General features: G+C 69.9%; 22 protein-coding genes, 5 tRNA genes and 1 pseudogene. 10 read left to right on the top strand and 18 right to left on the bottom strand.

The window, feature by feature from the left end; translation table 11 throughout:
• Positions 1–11: 11 nt before the first annotated feature.
• Both thiD and OG624_RS28650 read right to left on the bottom strand, forming a co-directional pair.
• Positions 12–812: a bifunctional hydroxymethylpyrimidine kinase/phosphomethylpyrimidine kinase gene (gene thiD / locus OG624_RS28655; protein WP_266443680.1), complete on the bottom strand. Its 801-nt coding sequence runs from the start codon at positions 810–812 to the stop codon at positions 12–14.
• A complete protein-coding gene (locus OG624_RS28650) occupies positions 809–1792 on the bottom strand; it encodes a thiamine-phosphate kinase (RefSeq protein ID WP_033222867.1) in 984 nt (327 codons plus the stop codon). Before OG624_RS28650 ends, thiD begins: the two co-directional genes overlap by 4 nt.
• Positions 1793–2037: 245 nt before the next feature.
• On the opposite strand from OG624_RS28650, the gene OG624_RS28645 reads away from it, so the two are divergent.
• Both OG624_RS28645 and OG624_RS28640 read left to right on the top strand, forming a co-directional pair.
• Complete coding sequence (locus tag OG624_RS28645; RefSeq protein ID WP_030011290.1) at positions 2038–2271, top strand: Lrp/AsnC family transcriptional regulator; 234 nt, start codon at positions 2038–2040, stop codon at positions 2269–2271.
• Between the two features lie 23 nt (positions 2272–2294).
• A complete protein-coding gene (locus tag OG624_RS28640; RefSeq protein ID WP_371588505.1) occupies positions 2295–2804 on the top strand; it encodes a DUF3515 domain-containing protein in 510 nt (169 codons plus the stop codon).
• A 107-nt stretch (positions 2805–2911) separates the two neighbouring features.
• On the opposite strand, the gene OG624_RS28635 is transcribed toward OG624_RS28640, so the two are convergent.
• The 3 genes from OG624_RS28635 to OG624_RS28625 are packed head-to-tail and all read right to left on the bottom strand — an operon-like array spanning position 2912 to position 5868.
• Positions 2912–4069: a D-alanine--D-alanine ligase family protein gene (locus OG624_RS28635; RefSeq protein WP_033222865.1), complete on the bottom strand. Its 1158-nt coding sequence runs from the start codon at positions 4067–4069 to the stop codon at positions 2912–2914.
• A 39-nt stretch (positions 4070–4108) separates the two neighbouring features.
• On the bottom strand, positions 4109–5119 hold the full coding sequence (locus OG624_RS28630; protein WP_033222863.1) for an NAD(P)H-dependent glycerol-3-phosphate dehydrogenase: 1011 nt from the start codon (positions 5117–5119) through the stop codon (positions 4109–4111).
• Positions 5116–5868, bottom strand: coding sequence for a lysophospholipid acyltransferase family protein (locus OG624_RS28625; protein ID WP_161293533.1), 753 nt, complete (start codon positions 5866–5868; stop codon positions 5116–5118). The genes OG624_RS28630 and OG624_RS28625 overlap by 4 nt, the downstream gene beginning before the upstream one ends.
• 190 nt (positions 5869–6058) lie before the next feature.
• On the opposite strand from OG624_RS28625, the pseudogene cofC reads away from it, so the two are divergent.
• Positions 6059–6709: pseudogene (gene cofC / locus OG624_RS28620) on the top strand (2-phospho-L-lactate guanylyltransferase); the annotation flags it as partial.
• Between the two features lie 312 nt (positions 6710–7021).
• On the opposite strand, the gene OG624_RS28615 reads toward cofC, so the two are convergent.
• The 4 genes from OG624_RS28615 to leuC form a co-directional block, all read right to left on the bottom strand.
• A complete protein-coding gene (locus OG624_RS28615; protein WP_030718399.1) occupies positions 7022–7702 on the bottom strand; it encodes an HU family DNA-binding protein in 681 nt (226 codons plus the stop codon).
• 144 nt (positions 7703–7846) lie between these two features.
• A complete protein-coding gene (locus tag OG624_RS28610) occupies positions 7847–8074 on the bottom strand; it encodes a hypothetical protein (RefSeq protein ID WP_033222859.1) in 228 nt (75 codons plus the stop codon).
• A 137-nt stretch (positions 8075–8211) separates the two neighbouring features.
• Positions 8212–8805: a 3-isopropylmalate dehydratase small subunit gene (leuD, locus tag OG624_RS28605; RefSeq protein ID WP_033222857.1), complete on the bottom strand. Its 594-nt coding sequence runs from the start codon at positions 8803–8805 to the stop codon at positions 8212–8214.
• 3 nt (positions 8806–8808) lie between these two features.
• A complete protein-coding gene (leuC, locus tag OG624_RS28600; RefSeq protein WP_161293531.1) occupies positions 8809–10233 on the bottom strand; it encodes a 3-isopropylmalate dehydratase large subunit in 1425 nt (474 codons plus the stop codon).
• A gap of 184 nt (positions 10234–10417) precedes the next feature.
• Between leuC and ndgR the strand changes: the two genes are divergently transcribed.
• Positions 10418–11134: an IclR family transcriptional regulator NdgR gene (gene ndgR / locus OG624_RS28595; protein WP_007266782.1), complete on the top strand. Its 717-nt coding sequence runs from the start codon at positions 10418–10420 to the stop codon at positions 11132–11134.
• Between the two features lie 150 nt (positions 11135–11284).
• On the opposite strand, the gene OG624_RS28590 is transcribed toward ndgR, so the two are convergent.
• The 9 genes from OG624_RS28590 to OG624_RS28550 form a co-directional block, all read right to left on the bottom strand.
• Positions 11285–11357: transfer RNA gene (locus tag OG624_RS28590), tRNA-Glu, on the bottom strand.
• Positions 11358–11380: 23 nt separating this feature from the next.
• Positions 11381–11452 (bottom strand) — tRNA-Gln (locus OG624_RS28585).
• A gap of 24 nt (positions 11453–11476) precedes the next feature.
• A tRNA-Glu gene (locus OG624_RS28580) sits at positions 11477–11549 on the bottom strand.
• Positions 11550–11610: 61 nt separating this feature from the next.
• Positions 11611–11683 (bottom strand) — tRNA-Glu (locus tag OG624_RS28575).
• A 27-nt stretch (positions 11684–11710) separates the two neighbouring features.
• Positions 11711–11782, bottom strand: a tRNA-Gln gene (locus tag OG624_RS28570).
• An 86-nt stretch (positions 11783–11868) separates the two neighbouring features.
• Complete coding sequence (locus tag OG624_RS28565; protein WP_033222854.1) at positions 11869–12597, bottom strand: HAD family hydrolase; 729 nt, start codon at positions 12595–12597, stop codon at positions 11869–11871.
• A 615-nt stretch (positions 12598–13212) separates the two neighbouring features.
• Positions 13213–14688: a glutamate--tRNA ligase gene (gene gltX, locus OG624_RS28560; protein ID WP_033222853.1), complete on the bottom strand. Its 1476-nt coding sequence runs from the start codon at positions 14686–14688 to the stop codon at positions 13213–13215.
• Positions 14681–15469, bottom strand: a complete 789-nt coding sequence (locus OG624_RS28555) for a fumarylacetoacetate hydrolase family protein (RefSeq protein ID WP_030718379.1) — start codon at positions 15467–15469, stop codon at positions 14681–14683. The genes gltX and OG624_RS28555 overlap by 8 nt, the downstream gene beginning before the upstream one ends.
• Positions 15470–15566: 97 nt before the next feature.
• Positions 15567–15755, bottom strand: a complete 189-nt coding sequence (locus OG624_RS28550; RefSeq protein ID WP_030718375.1) for a hypothetical protein — start codon at positions 15753–15755, stop codon at positions 15567–15569.
• Positions 15756–16334: 579 nt separating this feature from the next.
• On the opposite strand from OG624_RS28550, the gene OG624_RS28545 reads away from it, so the two are divergent.
• From OG624_RS28545 to OG624_RS28520, 6 genes are all read left to right on the top strand, one after another.
• Positions 16335–19976: a nitrate- and nitrite sensing domain-containing protein gene (locus OG624_RS28545; RefSeq protein ID WP_371639960.1), complete on the top strand. Its 3642-nt coding sequence runs from the start codon at positions 16335–16337 to the stop codon at positions 19974–19976.
• A gap of 9 nt (positions 19977–19985) precedes the next feature.
• Positions 19986–20399: a roadblock/LC7 domain-containing protein gene (locus OG624_RS28540; protein ID WP_030708442.1), complete on the top strand. Its 414-nt coding sequence runs from the start codon at positions 19986–19988 to the stop codon at positions 20397–20399.
• Between the two features lie 152 nt (positions 20400–20551).
• Positions 20552–20944, top strand: a complete 393-nt coding sequence (locus tag OG624_RS28535) for a DUF742 domain-containing protein (protein WP_030014827.1) — start codon at positions 20552–20554, stop codon at positions 20942–20944.
• The gene (locus tag OG624_RS28530; protein WP_046776286.1) at positions 20925–21506 is read left to right on the top strand and encodes a GTP-binding protein; all 582 of its coding nucleotides are present in this window, start codon (positions 20925–20927) and stop codon (positions 21504–21506) included. Before OG624_RS28535 ends, OG624_RS28530 begins: the two co-directional genes overlap by 20 nt.
• Positions 21507–21799: 293 nt before the next feature.
• Positions 21800–24982, top strand: a complete 3183-nt coding sequence (locus tag OG624_RS28525; RefSeq protein WP_051764067.1) for a sensor histidine kinase — start codon at positions 21800–21802, stop codon at positions 24980–24982.
• 10 nt (positions 24983–24992) lie between these two features.
• Entirely contained in the window at positions 24993–25406 is a 414-nt protein-coding gene (locus OG624_RS28520) for a roadblock/LC7 domain-containing protein (protein WP_030037347.1), read from the top strand.
• Positions 25407–25446: the final 40 nt, after the last annotated feature.

Here is a 25446-nt window from a genome sequence, read left to right as displayed (position 1 = left end):
TCGGGGCACGGTCAGCGCCACTGCCAGGCGTGATCCACCGGGCCGATGCCCCCGCCGAGCGCGAAGCCGGCGGCGATGGCGCCCGTGACGTACTCCTTGGCGGCCGTGACGGCCTCCGGGACGGTCAGTCCCTTGGCCAGGCCCGCCGCGATCGCGGAAGCGAGGGTGCAGCCGGTGCCGTGGGTGTGCCGGTTGTCGTGGCGGGGGGCGCGCAGCCAGCGTTCCTCGGTGCCGTCGGTGAGCAGGTCCACCGCCTCGTGGCCGTGCGCCGCGAGGTGTCCGCCCTTGATCAGCGCCCACCGCGGCCCGTGGTCGAGGATCGCGTCGGCGGCCCGCCGCATGTCGTCCTCGGTCTCCACCACCACGCCGGTGAGCTGGGCCACCTCGTCCAGGTTGGGGGTGGCCACGGTGGCCCGCGGCAGCAGCTCCTTGCGTACGGCGTCCAGCGCCGAGGCGGCGAGCAGCGCGTCCCCGTGCTTGGAGACCCCGACGGGGTCCACGACGGCCGGGGCCCGGGTGTCGGCGAGCAGCGCGGCGACCGTCTCGACGAGGCCGGCGGAGGAGAGCATCCCGGTCTTCACGGCCCGGACGCCGATGTCGTCCACGACGGCCCGGTACTGGGCCGTGACGGCCTCGGCGGGCAGCTCCCACACTCCGCGTACCCCGAGCGAGTTCTGCGCCGTCACGGCGGTCACCACGCTCATGCCGTGGACCCCGAGCGCCAGCATGGTCTTGAGGTCGGCCTGGATGCCCGCGCCGCCGCCGGAGTCGGATCCGGCGACGGTCAGGCACAGCGGCGGGGCGGTGCTCACAGCACGCCGTCCTGGGGGGCCGGGTCGGTCCCGAAGTGGTCCCAGCCGCCGGTGCTGGTCCAGGGCGCCCCGTCGACGGTCACCTGGGGCAGCGCGGAGCGGTTGAGCACCTCGCCGATGACCTTCCAGCGGGCGGGGAGCTTCACGTCGGGCGGGAAGGTCGCCACGATCGCGTGGTCCTCTCCCCCGGTGAGGACCCATTGCAGCGGGTCCACGCCGACGGCCTGGCCGATGTCGTGCATCTGGGTCGGGATGTCGACCGCCGCCGAGCGCAGGTCGATCCGTACCTTGCTGGCGTCGGCGATGTGCCCGAGGTCGGCGATCAGGCCGTCGCTGACGTCGGTCATGGCGGTGGCGCCGAGTCCGGCGGCCGCGGGGCCCGCGTGGTACGGCGGTTCGGGGCGCCGGTGGGCCTCGACGAAGGCCCGCGGGGAACGGAAGCCGCGCGAGAGCACGGCGAAGCCGGCCGCGGACCAGCCGAGCCAGCCGGTGACGGCGACGACGTCGCCGGGCTGGGCGCCGGAGCGCAGGACGGGTTCGTGGTTGCGCAGGTCGCCGAGGGCGGTGATGGCGACGGTGATGACGTCCCCGCGGACGACGTCCCCGCCGACCACGGCGGCGCCGGCGACCTGGCATTCGTCGCGGATCCCGTCCATGAGCTCGGTCGGCCAGGTGACCGGGAGTTCGGCGGGGACGACGAGGCCGAGGAGCAGCGCGGTCGGCACCGCGCCCATGGCGGCGATGTCGGCGAGGTTCTGCGCGGCGGCCTTGCGGCCGACGTCGTAGGCCGTGGACCAGTCGCGCCGGAAGTGCCGGCCCTCCAGGAGGATGTCGGTGCTCGCCACGACGCGCCGGTCGGGGGCGGACACCACCGCAGCGTCGTCGCCCGGTCCGAGCCGGACCGCCGGGGTGGTGGTGAGCCGTGAGGTGAGCTCCCTGATCAGCCCGAACTCCCCCAGCTCGCCGACAGTGCCCTTCATCGCTGTGCCCCTTCTTGCCCAGTCCGCTTGCGGTCGCGAGCCGTCTCAGCTCTGGGTACCGTCAACAGATACGTCAACTTCTGCTCTCCGTACGCCCCGCTGTGCGTGGCGCCGGGCCCGCGGGTCTCCCCGCGGCGCACGGCGACGCGGTACCGTGGCGTCCCTTCTTCCCCCGGCCCGTTCAATCGTGTGGGGCCCACCCGAAGGTTAGGGGAAATGATCCTCGTGGCCGCCCTGGAGGTTCCGTGGTACAGGCGTACATCCTTATCCAGACCGAAGTGGGCAAGGCGTCGTTCGTCGCCGAGTCCATCGGCCAGATCCCGGGGGTGATCCAGGCCGAGGACGTGACGGGTCCGTACGACGTGATCGTGCGTGCCCAGGCCGACACCGTGGACGACCTCGGCCGTATGGTCGTCGCCAAGGTCCAGCAGGTGGAGGGGATCACCCGCACCTTGACCTGCCCGGTGGTCCATCTGTAGCCCCCGTCTACTCTTGGCCGGTGATGTCCCTCCACCACCGGCCCCTGCGTGTCCGCGCCCTGTCGGCCCTGCCCGCCTCGATGGCCCTCCTGGCCGTCGCGGCGTGCTCTCCGGGCGGATCCGAAGCCCGGGTGTCTCCTCCGCCCACGCCGCCCGACGACGTCGCGCGGCTCTGTGCGGCACTGCACAAGGAGCTCCCGGAGAAGGTGGCCGGCCTGGCGCGGACCCGAACCGAACCGGAATCCGATCTGACCGCCGCGTGGGGCGGTTCGGCGATCGTACTGCGGTGCGGTATCCCCAAGCCCCCCAAGATGCTCGATCCGAAGCAGGACGGCGTCCACGTGAACGGCGTGGCCTGGCTGCTGGAGAAGCTGGGCGACGGTTCGGGCGGGGGGTTCCGGTTCACCACCGGGATGCGGCTGGCCTACACCGAGGTCCAGGTCGACAAGGAGCATGCCACGGATGCGGGGATGCTGGTCGGCCTGTCCACGGCGATCTCGGCGACCGTGCCCGAGGGCATTTCCTCCTACTGAGTGCCGCGCGCCCGTCGCCCCATGCCGGGTACCCGGCACACCGCCGCCCGCCGACCGCCTTCGAAGGCGGTCGGCGGGCGGTCGGCTGTGGGGACGACGCTCGGGTCTCAGCGCAGGCCGGTGGAGCGGCGCAGGGCCGCCTGGATCAGGCTGTCCACCAGCTCCGGGTACTCGATGCCCGTCTTCTGCCACATCAGCGGGTACATGGAGATCGGGGTGAAGCCCGGCATCGTGTTGATCTCGTTGATGACGAAGCTGCCGTCCTCGGTGAGGAAGAAGTCGGCACGCACCAGGCCCTCGCACGACGCGGCCTCGAAGGCCTCGATCGCGAGCCGCTGCACCTCGGCGGTCTGCTCCGGGGTGAGCGGGGCGGGCACGATCCCGGAGGCGGAGTCGATGTACTTCGCCTCGAAGTCGTAGAAGTCGTGGCTGGACACCGGCGGGATCTCGGCCGGGACGCTCGCGCGCGGCCCGTCCTCGAACTCCAGGACGCCGCACTCGATCTCGCGGCCGCGCAGCAGCGCCTCCACGATGATCTTCGGGTCGTGGCGCCGGGCCTCGCGGATCGCGGCGTCGAGGCCGGAGGCGTCGTCGACCTTGGTGATGCCGATGGAGGAGCCGGCCCGGGCGGGCTTGATGAACAGCGGCCAGCCGTGTTCGGCGGCGAAGTCCAGGATCTTGCCCGTGGCGGCGTCCCGGTCGGACTCCCACTCGCGGGGCCGGATGGTCACGTACGGGCCGACGCTCAGCCCGAAGGAGGTGAACACCCGCTTCATGTAGTCCTTGTCCTGGCCGACGGCCGAGGCGAGGACGCCGGAGCCGACGTACGGGATGCCGGAGAGCTCCAGGAGGCCCTGGAGGGTGCCGTCCTCGCCGTACGGGCCGTGCAGGACGGGGAAGACGACGTCGACCTCGCCCAGGGCCTTGGGGACGGCGCCCGGTTCGGTGTAGACGACCTGGCGGCTGGCCGGGTCGACCGAGAGCACGACGGCGCCGTCCTCGGAGTCGGCGAGCTCCTCGACACTCGGGAGCTTGCGGTCGGCGATGGCCATCCGCTCGGGCTCGTCGGCGGTCAGCGCCCATCGGCCGTCCGTGGTGATGCCGATGGGCAGCACCTCGTACTTGGAGCGGTCGATGGAGCGCAGCACGGCGCCCGCCGTGACGACCGAGATGGCGTGTTCCGAGCTGCGGCCGCCGAACACGACGGCCACGCGGGGCTTGCGGCCCTGCTGCTCAGGGGTCTGGGGGAGGTTCTCGCTGCTCATATCGCCACGAGAGTACCCGCTCAGACGTGCGGAATGGAGTCAGCGACGTTCCGGTTTGGCGCTGCGGCCCATCAGGTCCTTGAGCGCGACCAGGGTGGGCTTGCCGTGGTGGACGATGTCCACCACCGTGTCGGTGATCGGCATGTCCACTCCGTGGCGGCGTGCCAGATCCGCCACCGACTGGCAGGACTTGACGCCCTCGGCGGTCTGCTTGGTGACCGCGATGGTCTCCTCCAGGGTCATCCCGCGGCCCAGGTTGGTGCCGAAGGTGTGGTTCCGGGAGAGCGGCGAGGAGCAGGTGGCGACCAGGTCGCCGAGGCCCGCGAGGCCGGAGAAGGTGAGCGGGTCGGCACCCATCGCCACGCCGAGGCGGGTGGCTTCGGCGAGTCCGCGGGTGATGAGCGAGCCCTTGGTGTTGTCGCCCAGGCCCATCCCGTCGGCGATGCCGACGGCGAGGCCGATGACGTTCTTGACGGCGCCGCCGAGCTCGCAGCCGGTGACGTCGGTGCTCGTGTACGGGCGGAAGTACGCGGTGTGGCAGGCGGCCTGGAGGCGCTGGGCCACGCCCTCGTCCACGCAGGCGACGACGGAGGCGGCGGGCTGGCGGGCGGCGATCTCGGCGGCCAGGTTGGGGCCGGTGACCACCGCGATGCGCTCGGCGGGGACCTTGGCCACCTCCTCGATGACCTCGCTCATCCGCTTGGCGGTGCCGAGTTCGATGCCCTTCATCAGGGACACGAGCACGGTGTCGGGGGCCAGCAGGGGCGTCCACGCGGCGAGGTTCTCGCGCAGGGTCTGGGAGGGGACGGCGAGGACGGTGAAGTCCGCGCCGGCCGCGGCCTCGGCCGGGTCGGTGGTGGCCCGGAGGTTCGCGGGGAGTTCGACACCGGGGAAGTAGTCCGGGTTGGTCCGGCCGATGTTGATGGAGTCGACCACCTCCTGGCGGCGGCCCCACAGCGTCACCTCGCAGCCCGCGTCGGCGAGCACGATGGCGAAGGCCGTGCCCCAGGAGCCTGTTCCGAAGACGGTCGCCTTCACGGGACGTGTCACTTGTTGCCCTCCCCTGCGGCCTTGCGCCGCTGTTCCGCCCTGGCGTTGCGATGGTCGTACGGCTGCTCGGGCGCGGTCTCGCCGCGCACCTCCTCCAGCAGCGCGGTGATGGCCGCCATGATGACCTCGGTGACCTCCCGCAGGACCTCCGGGGTGGGTTCCCGGTCGTAGTAGGCGGAGAGGTCCACCGGCGGTCCGGCGAGCACCTGGAGGGTCTTGCGCGGGAAGAGCCGGACCTTGTTCTCCTTGGCGTAGGGCGGCATCGCGAGGTTCGCGCCCCACTGGGCCACCGGGATGACGGGTGCCCGGGTGATCAGCGCCACGCGGGCGGCGCCGGTCTTGCCGGCCATCGGCCACATGTCGGGGTCGCGGGTGAGGGTGCCCTCCGGGTAGAAAGCCACGCATTCACCGCGCTCGATGGCGTCCACGGCGGCCCGGAATGCGTCCAGGGCGTTGGTGGACTCCCGGTAGACGGGGATCTGCCCGCTGCCACGGAGGATCGCCCCCACGACGGGGACCTTGAAGAGGGCCGCCTTGGCGAGCAATCGGGGCACGCGGCCGCTGTTGTACTGGAAGTGCGCGTACGAGAGCGGGTCCAGATACGAGTTGTGATTGACGGCGGTGATAAAACCGCCCTCGGCCGGAATGTGCTCGATTCCCCGCCAGTCCCGCTTGAAGAGCACTACCAGCGGCGGTTTTGCGATGACCGCCGCCAGGCGGTACCAGAAGCCGATTCTGCGGCGGGACACTCGGACACCTTCCTCTAGGACCGGTGCGCGGCTTGGGCACCTCGTCGGCCGGACAAGTGTCACCCCACGCCCGGTCTCTGTCGAGAACACCGTACGCCCCGCTCACCCCGCCGGACTCCCGGGTTGCCCGGGCGGAGGTGACAATGGGCCGACACATGACCCGGCCATGACCTGACCATGGCCGAAGGATGTGCCGGAGCGCACCGGAGGGAAGGGGTCCGTCACGAACGCCGTCTGGAGTCTGGTGGTCCCGCTGAAGCCTCTGGCGGTGGCGAAGAGCCGTCTCGCGCGGTCCGTGGGCACCTCTCGTCCGGGCCTTGCCCTGGCCTTCGCCCAGGACACCGTCGCGGGGGCCCTGGCCTGCGCGGCGGTCGCGGATGTGGTGGTCGTCACGGACGACGCCTCGGCCGGTGCGGAACTGGCGCGGCTCGGGGCGCGGATCGTCCCCGACGCCCCGGCGGCGGGGCTCAACGCGGCCCTGGACCACGGGGCGCGGGCGGTGCGGTCGGGCCGGCCGGGCGCCGCGGTGGCCGCGCTGAACGCCGATCTGCCGGCGCTGAGACCCCCGGAATTGCAACGCGTGCTCGAAAACGCTTCGGTATTTCCGCGGGCATTTCTGGCGGATGCGGCCGGAATCGGGACGACTCTGCTTTCCGCCGCGCCGGACGTGGAATTGGCCCCCTCGTTCGGTGGGCCGTCACGGGCCAGGCATTCGGCCTCGGGGGCGGTGGAAATCGCGCTGGCGGACGTCGACAGCGTGCGCCGGGACGTGGACACGGCGGCCGATCTACGGACCGCTCTCACCCTCGGCGTGGGGCGTCACACCGCCCGATACAGTGCCCGTATGCAGGCGACCGCGTACACGTACGACTCCCAGACCCGCAGCGGCAGTGTGCTGCTGGACGACGGCACTCCGGTGCCTTTCGAGGCCCCGGCCTTCGACGCGGGCGGCCTGCGGCTGCTGCGGCCCGGGCAGCGGGTCCGGATCGAGACGGACGGCGCGGGCGCGCACCTGCGGATCACCCTGGTGACGCTGCAGACGTTCTGAAGGCACGCCCGCCCGCGCCCCGGACGGGGCTCCGGCGGGCCGAACGCACCGCGGGCCGGCTCCCCCGCACGGGGAAAGCCGGCCCGGCCTGTGTGACGCGTGCCCCTACTTCTTGCGGGCGGTGGTCTTCTTCGCGGTGGCCTTGCGCGTCGCCGTCTTCTTGGCGGGCGCCTTCGTCGCTGCGGTGACCTTCTTGGCCGCCGGCGCGGTCTTCTTCGCCGCGGCGGTGGTCTTCTTCGCGGCGGGCGTGGCCTTCTTGGCCGCGGCGGTGGTCTTCTTGGCGGCCGCGGTGGCCTTCTTGGCCGTGGCGGTGCTCTTCACCGCCGCCTTCTTGGCGGTCGCCGTGGCCTTCTTGGCCACGACCTTCTTGGCGACCGTGGTCTTCGCCGCGGCCTTCTTGGCGGTGGTGGCCTTCTTCGCGGCGGCCTTCTTGACCGTGGCGGAGGCACCACCCGTGAGGCTGCCCTTGGGCGCCTTCTTCACGGACACCTCGCCACCCTTGGGGAGCTTCTTGGTGCCGCTGACCAGGTCTTTGAAGCCCTGGCCGGCACGGAAGCGGGGCACAGAGGTCTTCTTGACCCGGACGCGCTCACCCGTCTGCGGGTTGCGGGCGTAACGGGCCGGACGGTCGACCTTCTCGAACGAGCCGAAGCCCGTGACCGAGACCCGGTCGCCCGCGACGGTAGCGCGGACGATCGCGTCCAGTACCGCGTCGACAGCATCCGCGGCCTGCTGACGGCCGCCCAGCTTGTCGGCAATCGCTTCTACGAGCTGCGCCTTGTTCACGTCTTCCCCTTCGGAGACTTCGCCAGAACGAATGTGTTCAAGCTTATTTCGCACGTTAGGCGGATATATACCGCAAATCAAACACGAAACGGGCTAATCACCCTAGTGCCGCAACGCTGTAGGCCGTTACGGAGTTCCTTCGCATCAGTCGCCTTCAGGGAATCGACCCTCGTCGAGGTCCTTCATCAACCTGTCCAGGCGCCTGGCCGCATCGGCGAGATCATGCTTCGTCGCGGCCGTGACGACCAACAGCTTCCGGGACAGCGCCATCCTTACGCCCTCCGGGACTTGCAGTGAGCGCACCCGTGTGTGTGCTTCTTTCAACCGGTCCGCGACGAGTTCGTAGAGCTCGAGTTGACTGTCGCGTTCCATGCACAGATTGTGCCATCTGGGGCGAGTTGTCGCCTCACGGGGCCTCAACAAACGGCTGTGCCCCCCGCCGGAGGGCGGGGGGCACAGTGTTGTCGATGTGATCACCAGAAGGTGAATAAGCGCTGATCAGGCAGGAATCAGACCTGAATCGTGCGCGGCTTGAAGGTGGGTCGGGCGCTTTCGTACGTGGCGATGTCCGCTTCGTTCTGAAGGGTGAGCGAGATGTCGTCCAGACCCTCCAGCAGACGCCAGCGGGCGTTGTCGTCGAGTTCGAACTCCGCGACGACGCCCTCCGCTCGCACCTGGCGGTCGACCAGGTCGACCGTGATCTCGGCGGTCGGGTCGGCCTCCGTCAGCTTCCACAGCTGCTCGACGGTCTCCTGCGGGAGGACGACGGTCAGCAGACCGTTCTTCAGGGAGTTCCCACGGAAGATGTCGGCGAAGCGGGAGGAGATGACCGTCTTGAAGCCGAAGTTCTGCAGGGCCCAGACGGCGTGCTCGCGCGAGGAACCCGTACCGAAGTCGGGGCCGGCGACCAGGACGGTCGCCCCGGCGCGCTCCGGGCGGTTCGTGACGAACTCCGGGTCCTTGCGCCAGGCCTCGAAGAGCCCGTCCTCGAACCCGTCGCGGGTGATCTTCTTCAGCCAGTGGGCCGGGATGATCTGGTCGGTGTCGACGTTGCTGCGGCGCAGCGGGACGGCCCGGCCGGTGTGGGTGGTGAAGGCTTCCATGGTTCAGACTCCGGCGGTCGCGTCGGCGGCGGACAGGTCGGCGGGCGAGGCCAGATGGCCCAGCACCGCGGTGGCGGCGGCCACCTGCGGGGAGACCAGGTGGGTGCGCCCGCCCTTGCCCTGCCGGCCCTCGAAGTTGCGGTTGGAGGTGGACGCGGAGCGTTCACCGGGAGCCAGTTGGTCGGGGTTCATGCCCAGGCACATCGAACAGCCCGCGTGCCGCCACTCGGCGCCGGCCTCCTTGAAGACCTTGTCCAGACCCTCTTCCACGGCCTGCAGGGCGACCCGGACCGAGCCCGGGACGACCAGCATCCGTACGCCGTCGGCGACTTTGCGGCCGTCGATGATGCCGGCGACGGCGCGCAGGTCCTCGATGCGGCCGTTGGTGCAGGAACCTACGAAGACGGTGTCGACCTTGATGTCCCGCAGCGGCTGCCCGGCGGTCAACCCCATGTACTCCAGGGCCTTTTCGGCGGCCAGGCGCTCCGAAGCGTCCTCGTACGAAGCCGGGTCGGGGACGTGGGCCGACAGCGGCGCGCCCTGGCCCGGGTTGGTGCCCCAGGTGACGAAGGGGGACAGCGTGGCGCCGTCGATGACGACCTCCGCGTCGAAGACCGCGTCGTCGTCGGTGCGCAGGGTCCGCCAGTACGCGACCGCCGCGTCCCAGTCCTCGCCGGTGGGGGCGTGGTCGCGGCCCCGCAGGTAGTCGAAGGTGGTCTGATCAGGGGCGATCATGCCCGCGCGGGCACCGGCCTCGATCGACATGTTGCAGATGGTCATGCGGGCTTCCATCGAGAGCTGCTCGATGGCCTCACCGCGGTACTCCAGGATGTAGCCCTGGCCGCCGCCGGTGCCGATCTTGGCGATGATCGCCAGGATCAGGTCCTTCGCGGTGACGCCGTCGGCCAGCTCGCCGGTGACCGTGATCGCCATCGTCTTGGGGCGGGCCAGCGGCAGGGTCTGGGTGGCCAGTACGTGCTCGACCTGGCTCGTGCCGATACCGAAGGCCAGCGCGCCGAAGGCGCCGTGCGTGGAGGTGTGCGAGTCGCCGCAGACCACGGTGGTGCCGGGCTGGGTCAGACCCAGCTGCGGTCCCACGACGTGGACGACGCCCTGCTCGACGTCGCCCAGCGAGTGCAGGCGCACGCCGAACTCGGCGCAGTTCGCCCGCAGCGTCTCCAGCTGGGCGCGGGAGACCGGGTCGGCGATCGGCTTGTCGATGTCGAGGGTGGGGGTGTTGTGGTCCTCGGTCGCGATGGTGAGGTCGAGGCGTCGGACCTTGCGGCCGGCCTGGCGCAGCCCCTCGAAGGCCTGCGGGCTGGTCACCTCGTGCAGCAGGTGCAGATCGATGAAGAGGAGGTCGGGCTCGCCTTCGGCGCGCCGGACGACATGGTCGTCCCAGACCTTCTCCGCGAGTGTCCTACCCATCGCTTTCCCTCCGGCCGGCCGGTTGTGCCGGCGCTTCATAGAGATCTTGTGCGCCGTGCCGCCCGTACCCCACGTCCCGGACGACGGCTCGGACCCAGTGGTTCGTGGACCCGCACATACAGACTCGCTCGTTCTTGGAAAAATTGAACTTGCGTTTCACAGTGTGAGACGCGAATATCGTTTCATGGACAACTCTAGCGGCGTCGGCGTTCTCGACAAGGCAGCTCTGGTATTGAGCGCACTGGAGTCCGGTCCGGCCACCCTCGCCGGGCTGGTCGCGGCGACAGGGCTCGCACGACCCACGGCACATCGCCTTGCCGTGGCACTGGAACACCACCGGATGGTGGCGAGGGACATGCAGGGCCGGTTCATCCTCGGACCGCGGCTGGCGGAGCTCGCCGCCGCGGCCGGCGAGGACCGCCTGCTGGCCACGGCGGGACCGGTACTCACCCACCTCCGTGACGTGACGGGAGAGAGCGCGCAGCTCTACCGCCGTCAGGGAGACATGCGCATCTGCGTGGCGGCCGCGGAGCGGCTCTCGGGTCTTCGGGACACCGTCCCGGTGGGCTCGACGCTCCCGATGAAGGCCGGTTCGGCCGCGCAGATCCTGATGGCGTGGGAGGAGCCCGAGCGGCTCCACCGCGGCCTTCAGGGCGCGCGTTTCACGGCGACGGCGCTCTCGGGCGTACGGCGTCGCGGCTGGGCGCAGTCGATCGGCGAGCGGGAGCCCGGCGTGGCCTCGGTCTCGGCGCCGGTGCGCGGGCCGTCGAACCGCGTGGTGGCCTCCGTATCGGTCTCCGGGCCGATCGAGCGGCTGACCCGCCACCCGGGCCGGATGCACGCCCAGGCCGTCATCGACGCGGCCGCCCGACTCACGGAGGCGCTGCGCCGCTCCGGCTGACCTTCCGTCCCACCTGTTCACCCCCGGGCCCGGGGGCGCGTACGACGCCGCACACGTCCTAACACGCGCCTCCGGGCCCGCACTTGTCCGCGCGCCGACGCAACGCGAAAGAGGCCCTCCGCGATGAACGCGGAGGGCCTCTTCGATGCGTACCCCCGACCGGATTCGAACCGGCGCTACCGCCTTGAGAGGGCGGCGTGCTAGGCCGCTACACAACGGGGGCTAGCTGGTGCTGCTGTTACTGCGCTGGGCTACCAGGACTCGAACCTAGAATAAGGGAACCAGAAACCCTCGTGTTGCCAATTACACTATAGCCCAAAGTGGTCTAGACCAGACCAACAGTACCCCCGACCGGATTCGAACCGGCGCTACCGCCTTGAGAGGGCGGCGTGCTAGGCCGCTACACAACGGGGGCCCTAGCGATCCTGCATCAAGACGTCCGGGTGCGACCCTGGAGATCTCGCGGGAAGGATCTGTACCCCCGACCGGATTCGAACCGGCGCTACCGCCTTGAGAGGGCGGCGTGCTAGGCCGCTACACAACGGGGGCAAAGCACTGCGTTACTGCTGCACTGCGCTGGGGTACCAGGACTCGAACCTAGAATAAGGGAACCAGAAACCCTCGTGTTGCCAATTACACCATACCCCACCAAAAGTCAACCCCTTACCGGGGCTTCTCTTCGGGTGGCGCCTCCGTCCGGCCTTTCGGCCCGCTCCGGCGGCGCAGAAAGAACATTACCGGATGCCTGACCGTGCTCCAAAACGGGTATCCCGTGCCAGCAGCTGTGGAAGCTGGTCAAGGCCTTCGATGCGGTGCGCCCCCTCGGGCCCGGGGCCGCGGCCGCCGGTGCGGTCGATCCAGACGGCCGTCAATCCCGCGTCACGCGCTCCCCGCGCGTCGATCTCCGGCTGGTCCCCCACGTACGCCACTTCGCCGGGCGGCAGCCCGAGCGCTTCGCACGCGGCGAGGAAGGCGCCCGCCTCGGGCTTGCTGATCCCGAGTTCGACGGCGCAGACCAGCACCTCGAAGCGGTCGCGCAGGCCGAGGTCGCGCAGCTTCGGGTCCTGGTTCGCGGTGGAGGAGTTCGAGAGCACCCCGTGTCGGTAGTCGGCCGCGAGGGCGTCGAGGGCGGGGACCACGTCGGGGAAGACGACCCAGGCGGACTTGTAGTGCTCCACGTACCGGTCGAACCAGACGTCGGCCTCGTCCGCGGTCATCGCGGGCCGCTCCAGGAACTCCCGCACCCGCTCCTGCCGCTGCCCCTGGAAGGTGCCCTCGCCGGCCGCGAAACGCGCCCAGTGCCGGTCGGTGATCTCCCGCCACAGTGCGAGCGCCTGCGCGGGGGTCCCGTACCGCTCCGCGAGCCGCTCGGCCTCCAGCTGGCGCGCGAGTCCGGCGGCGTCGGCCCCGGTGTAGTCGAAGAGGGTGTCGTCGATGTCCCAGAGAACCGCTCGGATGACCATGCCCCAAGTATGCGAAACCCCTGGGGAACACGTCTCACGGACACAGGAAGTGGAATTCGATTGTCCACTTCTATTCTTCCTGGCCCTCGGGGTCGCCGTCCGCATGCACTCCGGTGCCGCCCCCGGCGATCTCCGTCCAGGAAGCATTTTCTTCTCCTGCGACTCCGACCTGACCGGCTCCCGGATCAGCCTCACCGGCACGAGCGGCTGGGAGGGCGAGCGGTCGGCCGGCGCGCGGGGCGAGTGGCAACTGCCTTGCTCGCCACGTTCGTTCCGGCCGGATGCTCGGCCCGGGGAACGGCGCAGGACAGCGCGTCGCGACCCGCGGACGCCGGCGACGCGTAGCCTCCGGGCGGCGTTCCATAAATGGTCCGCGCGCATGGAGGAAAAGGGATTCGCCTACGCGTCACCGATGCACGGCGCAGGCCGACGTGACCTGCACGGCGTCGCGTCCCGATCTGTTGAACCCGTGGTTTTCCATGGAGTCGGAAATCCAGCGGCCGATGATCGCGGCGGATACGAAGGTGCTCCAGGAGCCGCGCGAGCCGCACAGCACTCAGGCCCGGACCCCTGGCAACTGCCTCGGGGTCCGGGCCTGATCGTCGTACGGTGCCGCTAGGCGGCGAGCTTCGCCAGCGTCGCGTCGATGCGGGCCAGGGACCGCTCCTTGCCCAGGATCTCCAGGGACTCGAAGAGCGGCAGGCCGACCGTGCGGCCGGTGACGGCCACGCGGACCGGCGCCTGGGCCTTGCCGAGCTTGAGGCCGTGGGCCTCACCGGCGGTCAGGACGGCCTGCTTGAGGGACTCGGGGTCCGTCCAGTCCGCCGACTCCAGGTTGGCGCGCGCCGTGGTGAGCAGCGCGGCCGGCTCGCCCTTCATCGCCTTGTCCCACGAGGCCTGGTCCGACACCGGCTCCTTCAGGAACAGGAAGTCGACATTGGCCGTGATGTCCGACAGGACGGTCACCCGGGTCTGGGCGTGCGGGGCGATCCGCGCCCAGGCCTCGGCGTCGAAGTCCTCGGGCGCCCAGTTGGCGTGCGGGGCCTGCAGCCACGGGGCGCAGGCGTCCGCGAAGGCCTTCGGGTCCAGCAGGCGGATGTGGTCGCCGTTGATCGACTCGGCCTTCTTCAGGTCGAAGCGGGCCGGGTTGGCGTTGACCCCGTCGATGTCGAACTTCGACACCATCTCCTCGATCGAGAAGACGTCCTGATCCTTGGAGAAGGACCAGCCGAGGAGCGAGAGGTAGTTCAGCAGGCCCTCGGGGAGGAAGCCGCGCTCGCGGTACAGGTTGAGCGAGGCCTCGGGGTCGCGCTTGGAGAGCTTCTTGTTGCCCTCGCCCATCACGTACGGCAGGTGGCCGAAGGCGGGGGTGCTCTTGGCGACGCCCAGTTCGATCAGCGCCTTGTAGAGGGCGATCTGGCGTGGGGTGGAGGAGAGCAGGTCCTCGCCGCGCAGGACGTGCGTGATCTCCATCAGCGCGTCGTCGACCGGGTTGACCAGCGTGTAGAGCGGGGCACCGTTGGCCCGGACGATGCCGAAGTCCGGCACGTTGTCCGGGGTGAAGGTCAGCTCGCCGCGGACGAGGTCGGTGAAGGTGATCGGCTCGTCGGGCATCCGGAAGCGGACGATCGCCGGGCGGTGCTCGCCCTGGTACGCCTCGATCTGCACGGGGGTGAGCTCGCGGCAGTGGCCGTCGTAGCCGGAGGGCTTGCCGGCGGCGCGGGCGGCCGCGCGGCGGGCGTCGAGCTCTTCGGTGGAGCAGTAGCAGTGGTACGCGTAGCCGCCGTCGAGCAGCTTCTTCGCGACGTCCGCGTAGATGTCCATGCGCTCGGACTGGCGGTACGGGGCGTGCGGGCCGCCCACCTCGGGGCCCTCGTCCCAGGTGAAGCCGAGCCAGCGCAGCGAGGCGAGCAGCTGGTCGTAGGACTCCTCGGAGTCGCGGGCCGCGTCGGTGTCCTCGATGCGGAAGACGAACGTGCCGCCGTGGTGGCGGGCGAACGCCCAGTTGAAGAGTGCGGTCCGGACCAGGCCCACGTGGGGGTTGCCGGTCGGGGAGGGACAGAAACGTACGCGGACGGGTCCGTTAACCACGCTTGATCACCTTGTTGGTGAGAGTGCCGATGCCTTCGATGGTGACGGCGACCTCGTCGCCGACGTTGAGGGGGCCGACTCCGGCCGGGGTCCCCGTGAGGATGACGTCGCCGGGGAGCAGCGTCATGGCCTCGGAGATGTGGACGATCAGGTCCTCGATGGACCGGACCATGTCGCTGGTGCGGCCGAGCTGGCGCTGTTCGCCGTTGACCGTGCACTGGATGGTCAGGTCGCTCGGGTCCAGGTCGGTCTCGATCCAGGGGCCGAGGGGGCAGGAGCTGTCGAAGCCCTTGGCCCGGGCCCACTGCTTCTCGCGCTTCTGGACGTCGCGCGCGGTGACGTCGTTGGCGCAGGTGTAGCCGAGGATGACGTCCTTGACGCGCTCCTTCGGGACCTCCCGGCACATCCGGCCGATGACCACGGCGAGCTCCGCCTCGTGGTGGAGGTCCTGGGAGAAGGAGGGATACGTGATCGGGTCGCCCGGGCCGACCACCGAGGTGGAGGGCTTGAAGAAGGTGATCGGGGCGTCGGGGACCTCGTTGCCGAGCTCCGCCGCGTGCTCCGCGTAGTTGCGGCCGATGGCCACGACCTTGTTCGGGAGCACGGGCGGCAGCAGTCGGACCTTGCTCATCGGAACCTTCGTGCCCGAGAGCTCGAAGTCCGCGAAGGGGATGCCCTTGATGATGTCGAGCACGAGCGTGGAGTCGTCGCCGGGGGCGCCGTCGCCCTCGACCGCGCCGAACGCGACGTTGCCGTCGATCGAGAACCTGGCGATGCGCACCTGTTGCGTCTGCCCCTCTGTATTTCCGCTGGCTGGAGTCTGCGGACCCCAGGCTAACGCGGCGGGCAGCGGCGCTTCACGTTCCTTTGCGGGGTGGCTACTCCGCGGCGGCGGCGACCGGCACGTTCATCAGGACGGTGCGGCGCGGGTTCGCGGTCTGCGTCGGCAGCTCGACGGAGTGCTCCGGGGTGGCCGGTGCCGCCTGCAGCTCCTCGGCGTCCTTGAGGTGCGCAAGGGTCGTGCGGCGGGGGTTGGCTATGTTGCGGAACATCGTCGTCGTCTTCATCGGAGTTCGGGGTCCTCGGTTCGATCTGTGAGTGTCGGCTGTCGCATGCACCAACCCTGGCGCCAACCCTTTAAGGGGCAAGGCTAAACATCTGAATCCCCCGGCGAACCGGGAAGTAATGGCCATGGCTATGTGAGTTTGCTCACCCTTGACCCGGCAATACCGGCATAATGGACAGCCAACCCGACGCCACGAAACGGACATTGCGCCACTGAATGCGCCATTCCGCTCCTGATCATCTCGACTGGGACACCTTGACAGTCGCGTTGTTTGGATAATGTAAGTCCGGTTTCTACCGAATGCAGTCGCACACGGTGTAGCCCTTCTGTCACAAGTCGTGACCGACTCTCCGGGCCGGCGCTCGCACCTTGTTGGAGATCCTCCACTGTGCTGGAATTCGCGGGACCGCCGCGGGAATCAGCCGGCGCGCAGGTGGCGCGACACCGCGCCGAGCGCGGTGGCACAGAGAGGAAGACGCGCCGGTCACCGACGACCACCATGGGGCGGCAAGTGCCCCACGACTCGACACCGTCCCACCGGTCGCCCGGCGGGACGCCTGGTCCAGAGGTTGCGACGCTAGTGCAGGGACGATTCAAGAGGGATGGCAGCGCTGCGGCGGAGCAGGAGCCGCGCGGCGGGACCGACCGTGGCTCCTCGCCCCAGCACGCCCAGAACCGCGGGCCGGCTGTCGAAGGCGCAGGCCCCGACACCTCCGCCGCGGTGAAGGCGAAGGGCCGTGGGAAGTCCGTGAAGGCCAGGGTCAAGGCGAAAGCCGCACCCGCCGGGCCTGCCGGACCGGCTGAGCAGGACGTGGCGATACCGAAGGCCCCCAGCGGGCCCGGTTCTCGTCTCGCCATGCAGAACTGGCGCATCAGCACGCGACTGGTGTCGCTGCTGACCCTGCCGGTCGTCGCCGCCACCACGCTCGGTGGTTTCCGTATCAACGACTCGCTCAACGACATCGCGCAGCTGGAGCACATGCAGCTGCTGACGACGATGACGCGACAGGCCACCAACCTGGCCGCCATGCTCCAGGAGGAGCGCGACCTCTCCGCGGGTCCGCTCTCCCTCTCCAAGGGCAGGACCACCAGCCAGGTCGACGTCGTCCGTCAGCAGACGGACACCGCCGCCAAGGCCTTCGCCGCCGCGACCGACAAGGTCGACAGCACGGGCGAGAAGGACGACACCCTCCGGTCGATCCGTAACAACGTCCTGCAGATCGGTCGCCAGCTCACCAACATCGAGACGATCCGCACCCGGGCCTACGTCAACGGCGCCCAGCAGACCGTCTCCGAGTACAACGCTGTCATCGTCTCGCTGCTCTCGCTCTCCCAGGACATGGCGCAGGCCACCTCCAACCCGGAGATGATCAAGCGTACCCGTGCCCTGGCCGCGTTCTCCGCCGCCAAGGAGTACGCCTCCATCCAGCGCGCGATCATCGCCGCCTCGCTCCCCGACACCAATGAGCGTCAGGGTGAGCTGAAGGAGAACGACCGGCTCTACGCCCTCTCCGCCCAGAAGGGCGAGCAGCAGGCGAAGACCACCTTCGGACTCGTCTACCAGGGCCGCACCGAGGAGCTCCTCGCCGGTCTGGGCGACAGCAACTCCGAGATCTCCACCGCCGACGGCTACTCCCGCCGTGTCCTGGCCAGCCAGGACGCGTTCCTCCGGGAGAAGAACCGCTCGTGGCTCGACTGGTACGACGCCGACGGCACCAAGCTCCAGGCCATGAAGGTCATCGAGCTGACGCTGCTCGAGGAGATGGAGCAGAAGGCCCGTGAGCTGAAGAACGAGGCCCAGCAGGACGCCATCATCAACGGTGCCCTGATCCTCCTCGTCCTCGGTGTCTCCCTCGTCGGCGCCTTCGTCATGGCCCGCTCGATGATCCGCTCGCTGCGCCGCCTGCAGGACACCGCCACGCGCGTCGCCCAGGACCGGCTGCCCGAGCTCGTCAAGCAGCTCTCGGAGTCCGACCCGCAGGACGTGGACACGACGGTGGAGTCCGTCGGTCTGCACACCCGCGACGAGATCGGCCAGGTGGCCGCGGCCTTCGACGACGTGCACCGCGAGGCCGTCCGCCTCGCCGCCGAGCAGGCCCTCCTGCGAGGCAACGTCAACGCGATGTTCACCAACCTCTCGCGTCGTTCGCAGGGCCTCATCCAGCGCCAGCTCTCGCTCATCTCCGAGCTGGAGTCGCGCGAGGCCGACCCGGACCAGCTGTCCTCGCTCTTCAAGCTCGACCACCTCGCGACCCGCATGCGCCGTAACGGTGAGAACCTCCTCGTCCTCGCGGGTGAGGAGCCGGGCCGCCGGTGGACCCGCCCCGTCCCGCTGGTCGACGTGCTCCGTGCCGCCGCCTCCGAGGTGGAGCAGTACGAGCGTGTCGAGCTGGCCTCGGTGCCCGGCACCGATGTCGCCGGCCGCGTGGTCAACGACCTCGTGCACGTCCTCGCCGAGCTGCTGGAGAACGCCACCTCGTTCTCCTCCCCGCAGACCAAGGTCAAGGTCACCGGTCACGCGCTGCCCGACGGGCGCGTGCTCGTCGAGATCCACGACACCGGTATCGGCCTCTCCCCCGAGGACCTCGCCGCGATCAACGAGCGACTCGCGTCGCCGCCGACCGTGGACGTCTCCGTCTCCCGCCGCATGGGCCTGTTCGTGGTCGGCCGCCTGTCCCTGCGACACGGCATCCGCATCCAGCTGCGCCCCTCCGACTCGGGTGGTACGACGGCCCTCGTCATGCTGCCGGTCGACGTCGCCCAGGGCGGCAAGAAGCCGGCTCCGATGCCGGGCCAGGGTGGTCAGGGCGGCCCCGGTGGCGCTCCGGGTGCTCCCGGTGCGCAGGGTGCCGTGGGCGGTGCGCCCGCGCGTCCATCCGTGGGCTCGGGCCCGCAGCGCGGTCAGGTCGCCGGTGGCGGCCAGCGCGCCGCTCTGCCGGGTCGCGACGGCGGCGCCGGTCAGCGTCCGCAGGGTCCGCAGGGCGGTCGCCCGCAGCAGGGTGGTCCCGGTGCTCCCGGTGGCCGTCCGCAGCAGGGTCCGACCACCGCGGGTCAGGGGCAGGGTGCCTTCGGTTCCGGTGCGCCGCTGCCGGCCCGCGGTCCGGTCGCCAGTGCCGGATTCGGTGGTGGCCCGCAGGCCCGTCCGGCTTCCGGTCCGACCGGATACCCGCAGGGCAACGGCTTCGAGCGTCCCCAGCAGCAGCCGCAGCAGGCGCAGCAGCAGCCCCAGCAGCCGACCGCTCCCGCGCCGCCGGCTCCGAACGGCCCGCGCCCGCAGCTCCCGCCGCGTGGTGGGGCTCCCCGTGCGGAGCTCCCCGGCCCGCAGGCCACCAGCTGGGGCAGCGACCAGGCCCGCGGTCACGACGAGCTCTCGGGCCCCGGCTCGACGGCCGAGTTCGCCCGCCCGGACTTCAACGCCCCGATGCCCCAGGCGGACGGCGGCAACAGCACGACCGGACAGTTCGAGCGTCCGGACGTGCGGGGTCCCATGAACCCGTCCACCACCGGTCAGTTCGAGCGCCCGGGCTACCAGCCCCAGCGTCCCGGCGGCCCCGGTGTCGGCGGTCACGCCCCGCAGCAGCCCCAGGCTCAGGCTCCGCAGGCCGGCAACGGGTACGCACCCGCGCCGGCCGCGCGCCCCGAGACCCCGCGGCTGCCGCAGGCCCACCGGCCGGAGGCCCTGCCCCCGGCCCCGAGCTCCGGCGACGCCCGTAGCCCGATCTTCGACACCCTGGAGTCGAACTGGTTCCGCGAGGAGGGGCAGCAGCCCCCCGCGCAGGGACCGGCCACGACCATCCCCCAGCAGGGTCAGCAGTCCGCTCCGGCAGCCCCGGCGCCTCAGCAGCAGCCGCTGCCGAAGCGCGGCCAGGAGCAGGCCGCGGAGTCCGCCACCACGGCGACCGGCACCACGCCGACCGTCAGCTGGCGGTCCTCGCCGAACGACGAACTGATGCGCCAGGCCGAACGCGTGCGTCAGCCCGCCGCAGGCGGCATCACGACCTCGGGCCTGCCCCGCCGGGTCCCGCGGGCGAACCTCGTGGCCGGCACCGCGCAGCAGCAGGCCGAGGCGCAGGCGGGTCCCCAGGTCTCGCGCGCCCCGGACGACGTCCGTGGCCGTCTGACCAACCTCCGACGCGGTATCCAGCAGGGCCGTCAGGCCGGCAACAACGGACCGGCGACCGGCAGTTACCACATCGACCCCACTTACCAGCAGGAGCGTTAGTTGAGTTCGATGAGCCAGGCGGCACAGAACCTGAACTGGTTGATCACCAACTTCGTGGACAACACCCCTGGGGTGTCCCACACGGTGGTGGTCTCCGCCGACGGACTCCTTCTGGCGATGTCCGAAGGATTCCCCCGCGACCGCGCCGATCAGCTGGCGGCCGTGGCCTCCGGACTGACCTCGCTGACCGCCGGTGCCTCCCGCATCTTCGAGGGTGGCGCCGTCAACCAGACCGTGGTCGAGATGGACCGAGGATTCCTCTTCCTCATGTCCGTCTCGGACGGATCCTCGCTGGCCGTACTGGCGCACCCCGAGTGCGACATCGGCCTCGTGGGCTACGAGATGGCTCTTCTGGTGGATCGCGCGGGCAGTGTCCTCACCCCGGACCTGCGCGCCGAACTGCAGGGAAGCCTGCTCGGCTGACTTCCCACTCTCCCGGCCGGACGGTACTACCGGCCGGGAGATCGGGGCCCCGCCCCTGAATCCAGTACGCCCGCCAGGCCGTCATCCCGTTCCCCCCACCGGCCGCCCCGTAAGACGGCACGCTGACCACTGCTGTCCAGCCCGGAGGATCAATGACCCCGCCCCCCGCCTACTCCGATTCGTACGGAGACTCGTACTCGGAAGGCGATCAGCCGCTGGTGCGTCCGTACGCGATGACCGGCGGCCGGACCCGGCCCCGCTACCAGCTCGCGATAGAAGCGCTGGTCAGCACCACCGCCGATCCGATGCACCTGTCCGGCCTGCTCCCCGAGCACCAGCGCATCTGCACGCTGTGCCGCGAGGTCAAGTCGGTCGCCGAGGTCTCCGCACTGCTGTCGATGCCGCTCGGTGTCGCCCGGATCCTCGTCGCCGACCTGGCGGAGGCCGGAATGGTGGCCATCCACCAGCCGGGCAATGGAGAGGCCGGCGGCACGCCGGATGTAACGCTGCTCGAAAGGGTGCTCAGTGGCCTTCGGAACATCTAGCGGAGCGGCTCCCCGCTCCACCACCTCCGCGAAGATCGTGGTGGCGGGCGGCTTCGGCGTGGGCAAGACCACGTTCGTCGGAGCCGTGTCGGAGATCAACCCGCTGCGCACCGAAGCCGTGATGACCAGCGCCTCGGCCGGGATCGACGACCTCACCCACACCGGTGACAAGACGACCACCACCGTCGCCATGGACTTCGGCCGCATCACGCTCGACCAGGACCTGATCCTGTACCTCTTCGGTACCCCGGGCCAGGACCGCTTCTGGTTCATGTGGGACGACCTGGTCCGCGGCGCCATCGGCGCGATCGTCCTCGTGGACACGCGCCGTCTGGCCGACTGCTTCCCGGCGGTGGACTACTTCGAGAACAGCGGCCTGCCGTTCGTCGTGGCCCTCAACGGCTTCGAGGGGCACCAGCCGTACACGCCGGAGGAGGTCCGCGAGGCCCTGCAGATCGGTCCCGGCGCTCCGATCATCACGACCGACGCCCGCCACCGCGCGGACGCCAAGAGCGCGCTCATCACGCTCGTCGAGCACGCCCTCATGGCGCGGCTCAAGTAACACGGTTTCAGTTGTCACGCGGGAGGGGCGGGCTGTGTCATACGACACGGCCCGCCCCTCTCGTTCATAACGTTTCGACATGGAATTACGGCCACTTGGCAACGGGGTGCGGTCGCCTGGTGCCACTGCGCGCACAACTGCCCCTATTTTTGCCGCAGGACGCTCTCTATGTCCGATTTATGTAGGGCATAAGCTTCTGGGTACGGCCGGTTTCAACTGTTTGGAACACGGCCGTCAACCGTGCTGGAATTCAACGAACTAGCTAGTAGCACCGCCGAGAGGTTGTTGGTCGAGTGAGGCGAAGCATCGCAAGCCCCGCGGATGAACCCGCGCGCGGCAACTTCACCCCGCCGCCGCGAGCGGCCGCGTCGCCCGTCGACGTGCCCGTGGACCCGCCCGCGAGCAGCGGGAGCAGCAGCAGGTTCTCGCCCCGCAACTGGCGTGTGCCGACCCGTCTGAACGCCATCCTGCTCGTGCCGGCCCTCGTGGGTCTGGTCATGGGCGGCTTCCAGGTGAAGGGCTCCATCGACACCTGGAACGAGGCCAAGGACGCCGAGAAGATAGCCACGGTCGTCCAGGCGGCCTCCGGCTACAGCCAGGCACTGCTCAACGAGCGTGACCTGACCGCCGAGCCCCTCCTGAACGGCCAGACGAAGGACCCGAGGGTCCTCAAGGCTTACGCGGACACCACCGCGGCCAAGGAGAATTTCGACAAGGCCGTCCAGGACATGCCGAAGAACCTCGGCCTGGAGCGACGCCTGGACCTCTTCCGCGCGGAGGAGCCCAAGCTGGACGCCGTACGCGACAAGGCGTACCAGGCGGCCATCGAGAGCCCCAAGAAGGATCTGCCCAGGACGGCCGGGCCCATCCCGACCGAAGAGGGCTATGTGCTGGTCCAGCACTACCTCATGCAGTTCGCGAACGAGCTCGGTCTCGGCACCGGCAACGTGACCTCGTACGGCCGCATGGTCTACGCGATCCAGCTGGCCAAGGCGGCGAACTCGCTGCAGCGCTCCGTCGGTACGCACCTGCTGGTGCGCCCGAGCGCCGACGAGAACACCCGCAAGGCCCAGCTCGTGGCCTTCTCCTCCTACGCCTACCTCGAAGAGATCGCCATCGGCGAGTACGTCGCGGCGGGTACCGAGGACGACGTGAACCGCCTCAAGGCGGTCATGGCCAAGAAGTCCGAGGACGGCGCGGCCAAGATCGCCGAGGCGAAGCACCAGGCCGAGCAGGCCGGCGTCCGCTTCGTGCCCCCGCCGACGATCCAGGACTCGGCGCTGCTCGGCATGACCGACGCGATCGCCAACAGCGAGAGCAAGAAGAAGCTCTCCGAGACCGGGGCGACCCCCGCCTTCTGGCAGGCCGCCGCCACCGCGAAGTTCGACGGGTACGACGAGGTCGAGAAGGAACTCCTCGACAAGGCCGTCAAGGACGCCGTCGCGGTCTCCGACGACGCCCGCACGGACGCGATCGTCAACGGCGCCATCGTGGTCGTGGCCCTGCTCGCCGCCTTCATCCTGGCCGGCATGATGGCCCGCCAGATGGGCCGCGCGATGGCCCGCCTGCGCACCGCCGCCTTCGACATCGCCGAGCAGCGCCTGCCGATGCTCGTCGACCAGCTCTCGCGCACCGATCCCGGCAAGGTGGACACCCGTGTCCACCCGATCCCCATCGACTCCCAGGACGAGATCGGCGAGGTCGCGCGCGCCTTCGACCAGGTCCACCGGGAAGCGGTCCGGCTCGCGGCCGAGCAGGCGCTCCTGCGAGGGAACGTCAACGCGATCTTCACCAACCTCTCCATGCGCAACCAGTCGCTGATCGAGGGCCAGCTGACCCTCATCACCGACCTGGAGAACAACGAGGCCGACCCGGACCAGCTGGAGAACCTCTTCCGCCTGGACCACCTGGCCACCCGCATGCGCCGCAACGGCGAGAACCTCCTCATCCTCGCGGGCGAGGAGCCGGGCCGCCGCTGGGACCAGCCGGTCCCGCTCGTCGACGTGCTGCGCGCCGCCTCCTCCGAGGTGGAGCAGTACGAGCGCATCGAGCTCTCCGGTGTCTCGGAGGCCGAGATCCACGGCCAGGCCGTGACCGACCTCGTGCACCTGCTCGCCGAGCTCCTGGAGAACGCCACCACGTTCTCCTCGCCGCAGACCAAGGTCCGCGTCAACGCCACGCGTCTGCCCGACGGCCGCGTGATGGTCGAGATCCACGACAAGGGCATCGGCCTCACCGCCGAGGACTTCGCGGACATCAACCACAAGCTGGCCAACCCGCCGACCGTGGACGCCGCGATCTCGCAGCGCATGGGTCTGTTCGTGGTCGGCCGGCTGGCGGACCGCCACAGCATCCGTGTCCAGCTGCGCCCCTCGGGCGAGGCCGCCGGTACCACTTCGCTGATCATGCTCCCCGACGCCATCACCCACGGTGGCGGTGGCGAGGGCATCCCGGACGACGACTTCACGGTCTCGCAGATCATTCCGGAGCAGCAGGCCCAGCAGGCGCCCCCGCTGCGCACCGCCGCCGAGCTCGGCTTCGACGACTCGCGGTACGACCAGCAGGGCTCCGACGGCACTGCCGCCGACCCGGTCGGCCGGTCCCTGGGACAGCAGGAACGCAGAGCCGCCCTGGCGGCCCAGGTGGGTTACCCGCAGGAACAGCAGCAGTACTCCGCCCAGGAGTATCCGGAACCTCAGCCGGAGCACGGGTACCAGGAGTACCAGGGCTACGAGCAGCAGTCCGAGCAGGCCTACGACACCTCCTACGAGGCTCAGCAGGCACAGCAGGGCTACGAGGCGTACCCGCAGCAGGACTACGGCTATACGGAAGACGGCTACGCGGACCAGCAGTCGGCCTCCCAGGGCTACGACAATGGTTTCGATGCCAGGTCAGGGCAGGCCGAATGGCCCGAACAGAACACGTATCCGGCTGCCTACCAGCAGGATTACGGGACCGAATCGGAATCCCAGGCCGTCCCCGAACCGGCTCCGGAGCGCGTAGGCTTCGACCGTCCGGGTGCCGCTGCCGACACCGGTCACGCGATGACCGGAGCGGGCCTGCCGCGACGCGGCAGCCAGCAGCAGTGGCCGCCCGGGAAGCAGGAAGCGGAGTCCACCGGATCCCTCTTCGAACAGCGGTCGCCGCGTCAGCAGCAGCCCGCCGAAACGGAGCGGGCACCGGAGGGAACTGAAGGCACCGCCGCCTGGCGTTCGCGCAACGACGAACGCTGGCAGCAGGCCGGAAAGCTCCGTGAGCCGAAGGCGGGCGGGGTCACCCCGTCCGGTCTCCCTCGGCGAGTGCCCAAGGCCAACCTGGTCGAGGGCGCAGCGGAGACGACCCCGCAGGGCGGCCCCCAGGTCTCCCGCGCTCCGGAGGACGTCCGCGGCAGGTTGAGCAACCTGCGGCGCGGTGTCCAGCAGGGACGCAGCGCGGGTTCTGAGCAGTCAAGTAACAGCTATGACCAGGAGCGTTAGTGTGAGCCCGATGAGCCAGGCGGCACAGAACCTGAACTGGTTGATCACCAACTTCGTGGACAACACCCCTGGGGTGTCCCACACGGTGGTGGTCTCCGCCGACGGCCTTCTTCTGGCGATGTCCGACGGATTTCCGCGCGACCGCGCCGATCAGCTGGCGGCCGTGGCCTCCGGACTGACCTCGCTGACCGCCGGTGCCTCCCGCATCTTCGAGGGTGGCGCCGTCAACCAGACCGTGGTCGAGATGGACCGAGGGTTCCTCTTCCTCATGTCCGTCTCGGACGGATCGTCCCTCGCGGTGCTCGCGCACCCGGAGTGCGACATCGGCCTCGTAGGCTATGAGATGGCTCTTCTGGTGGATCGCGCGGGCAGTGTCCTCACTCCGGATCTGCGTGCCGAGCTGCAAGGAAGTCTTCTCAACTAGCAGACAGGCAGTGCGTTTCGCGCCATCGCACCATAGGGTG

The organism is Streptomyces virginiae (assembly GCF_041432505.1).
Classification (GTDB): Bacteria; Actinomycetota; Actinomycetes; order Streptomycetales; family Streptomycetaceae; genus Streptomyces; species Streptomyces virginiae_A.
The sequence above is the reverse complement of the archived record's forward strand: the minus strand, read 5'-3'. Positions and strand labels throughout refer to the sequence as shown.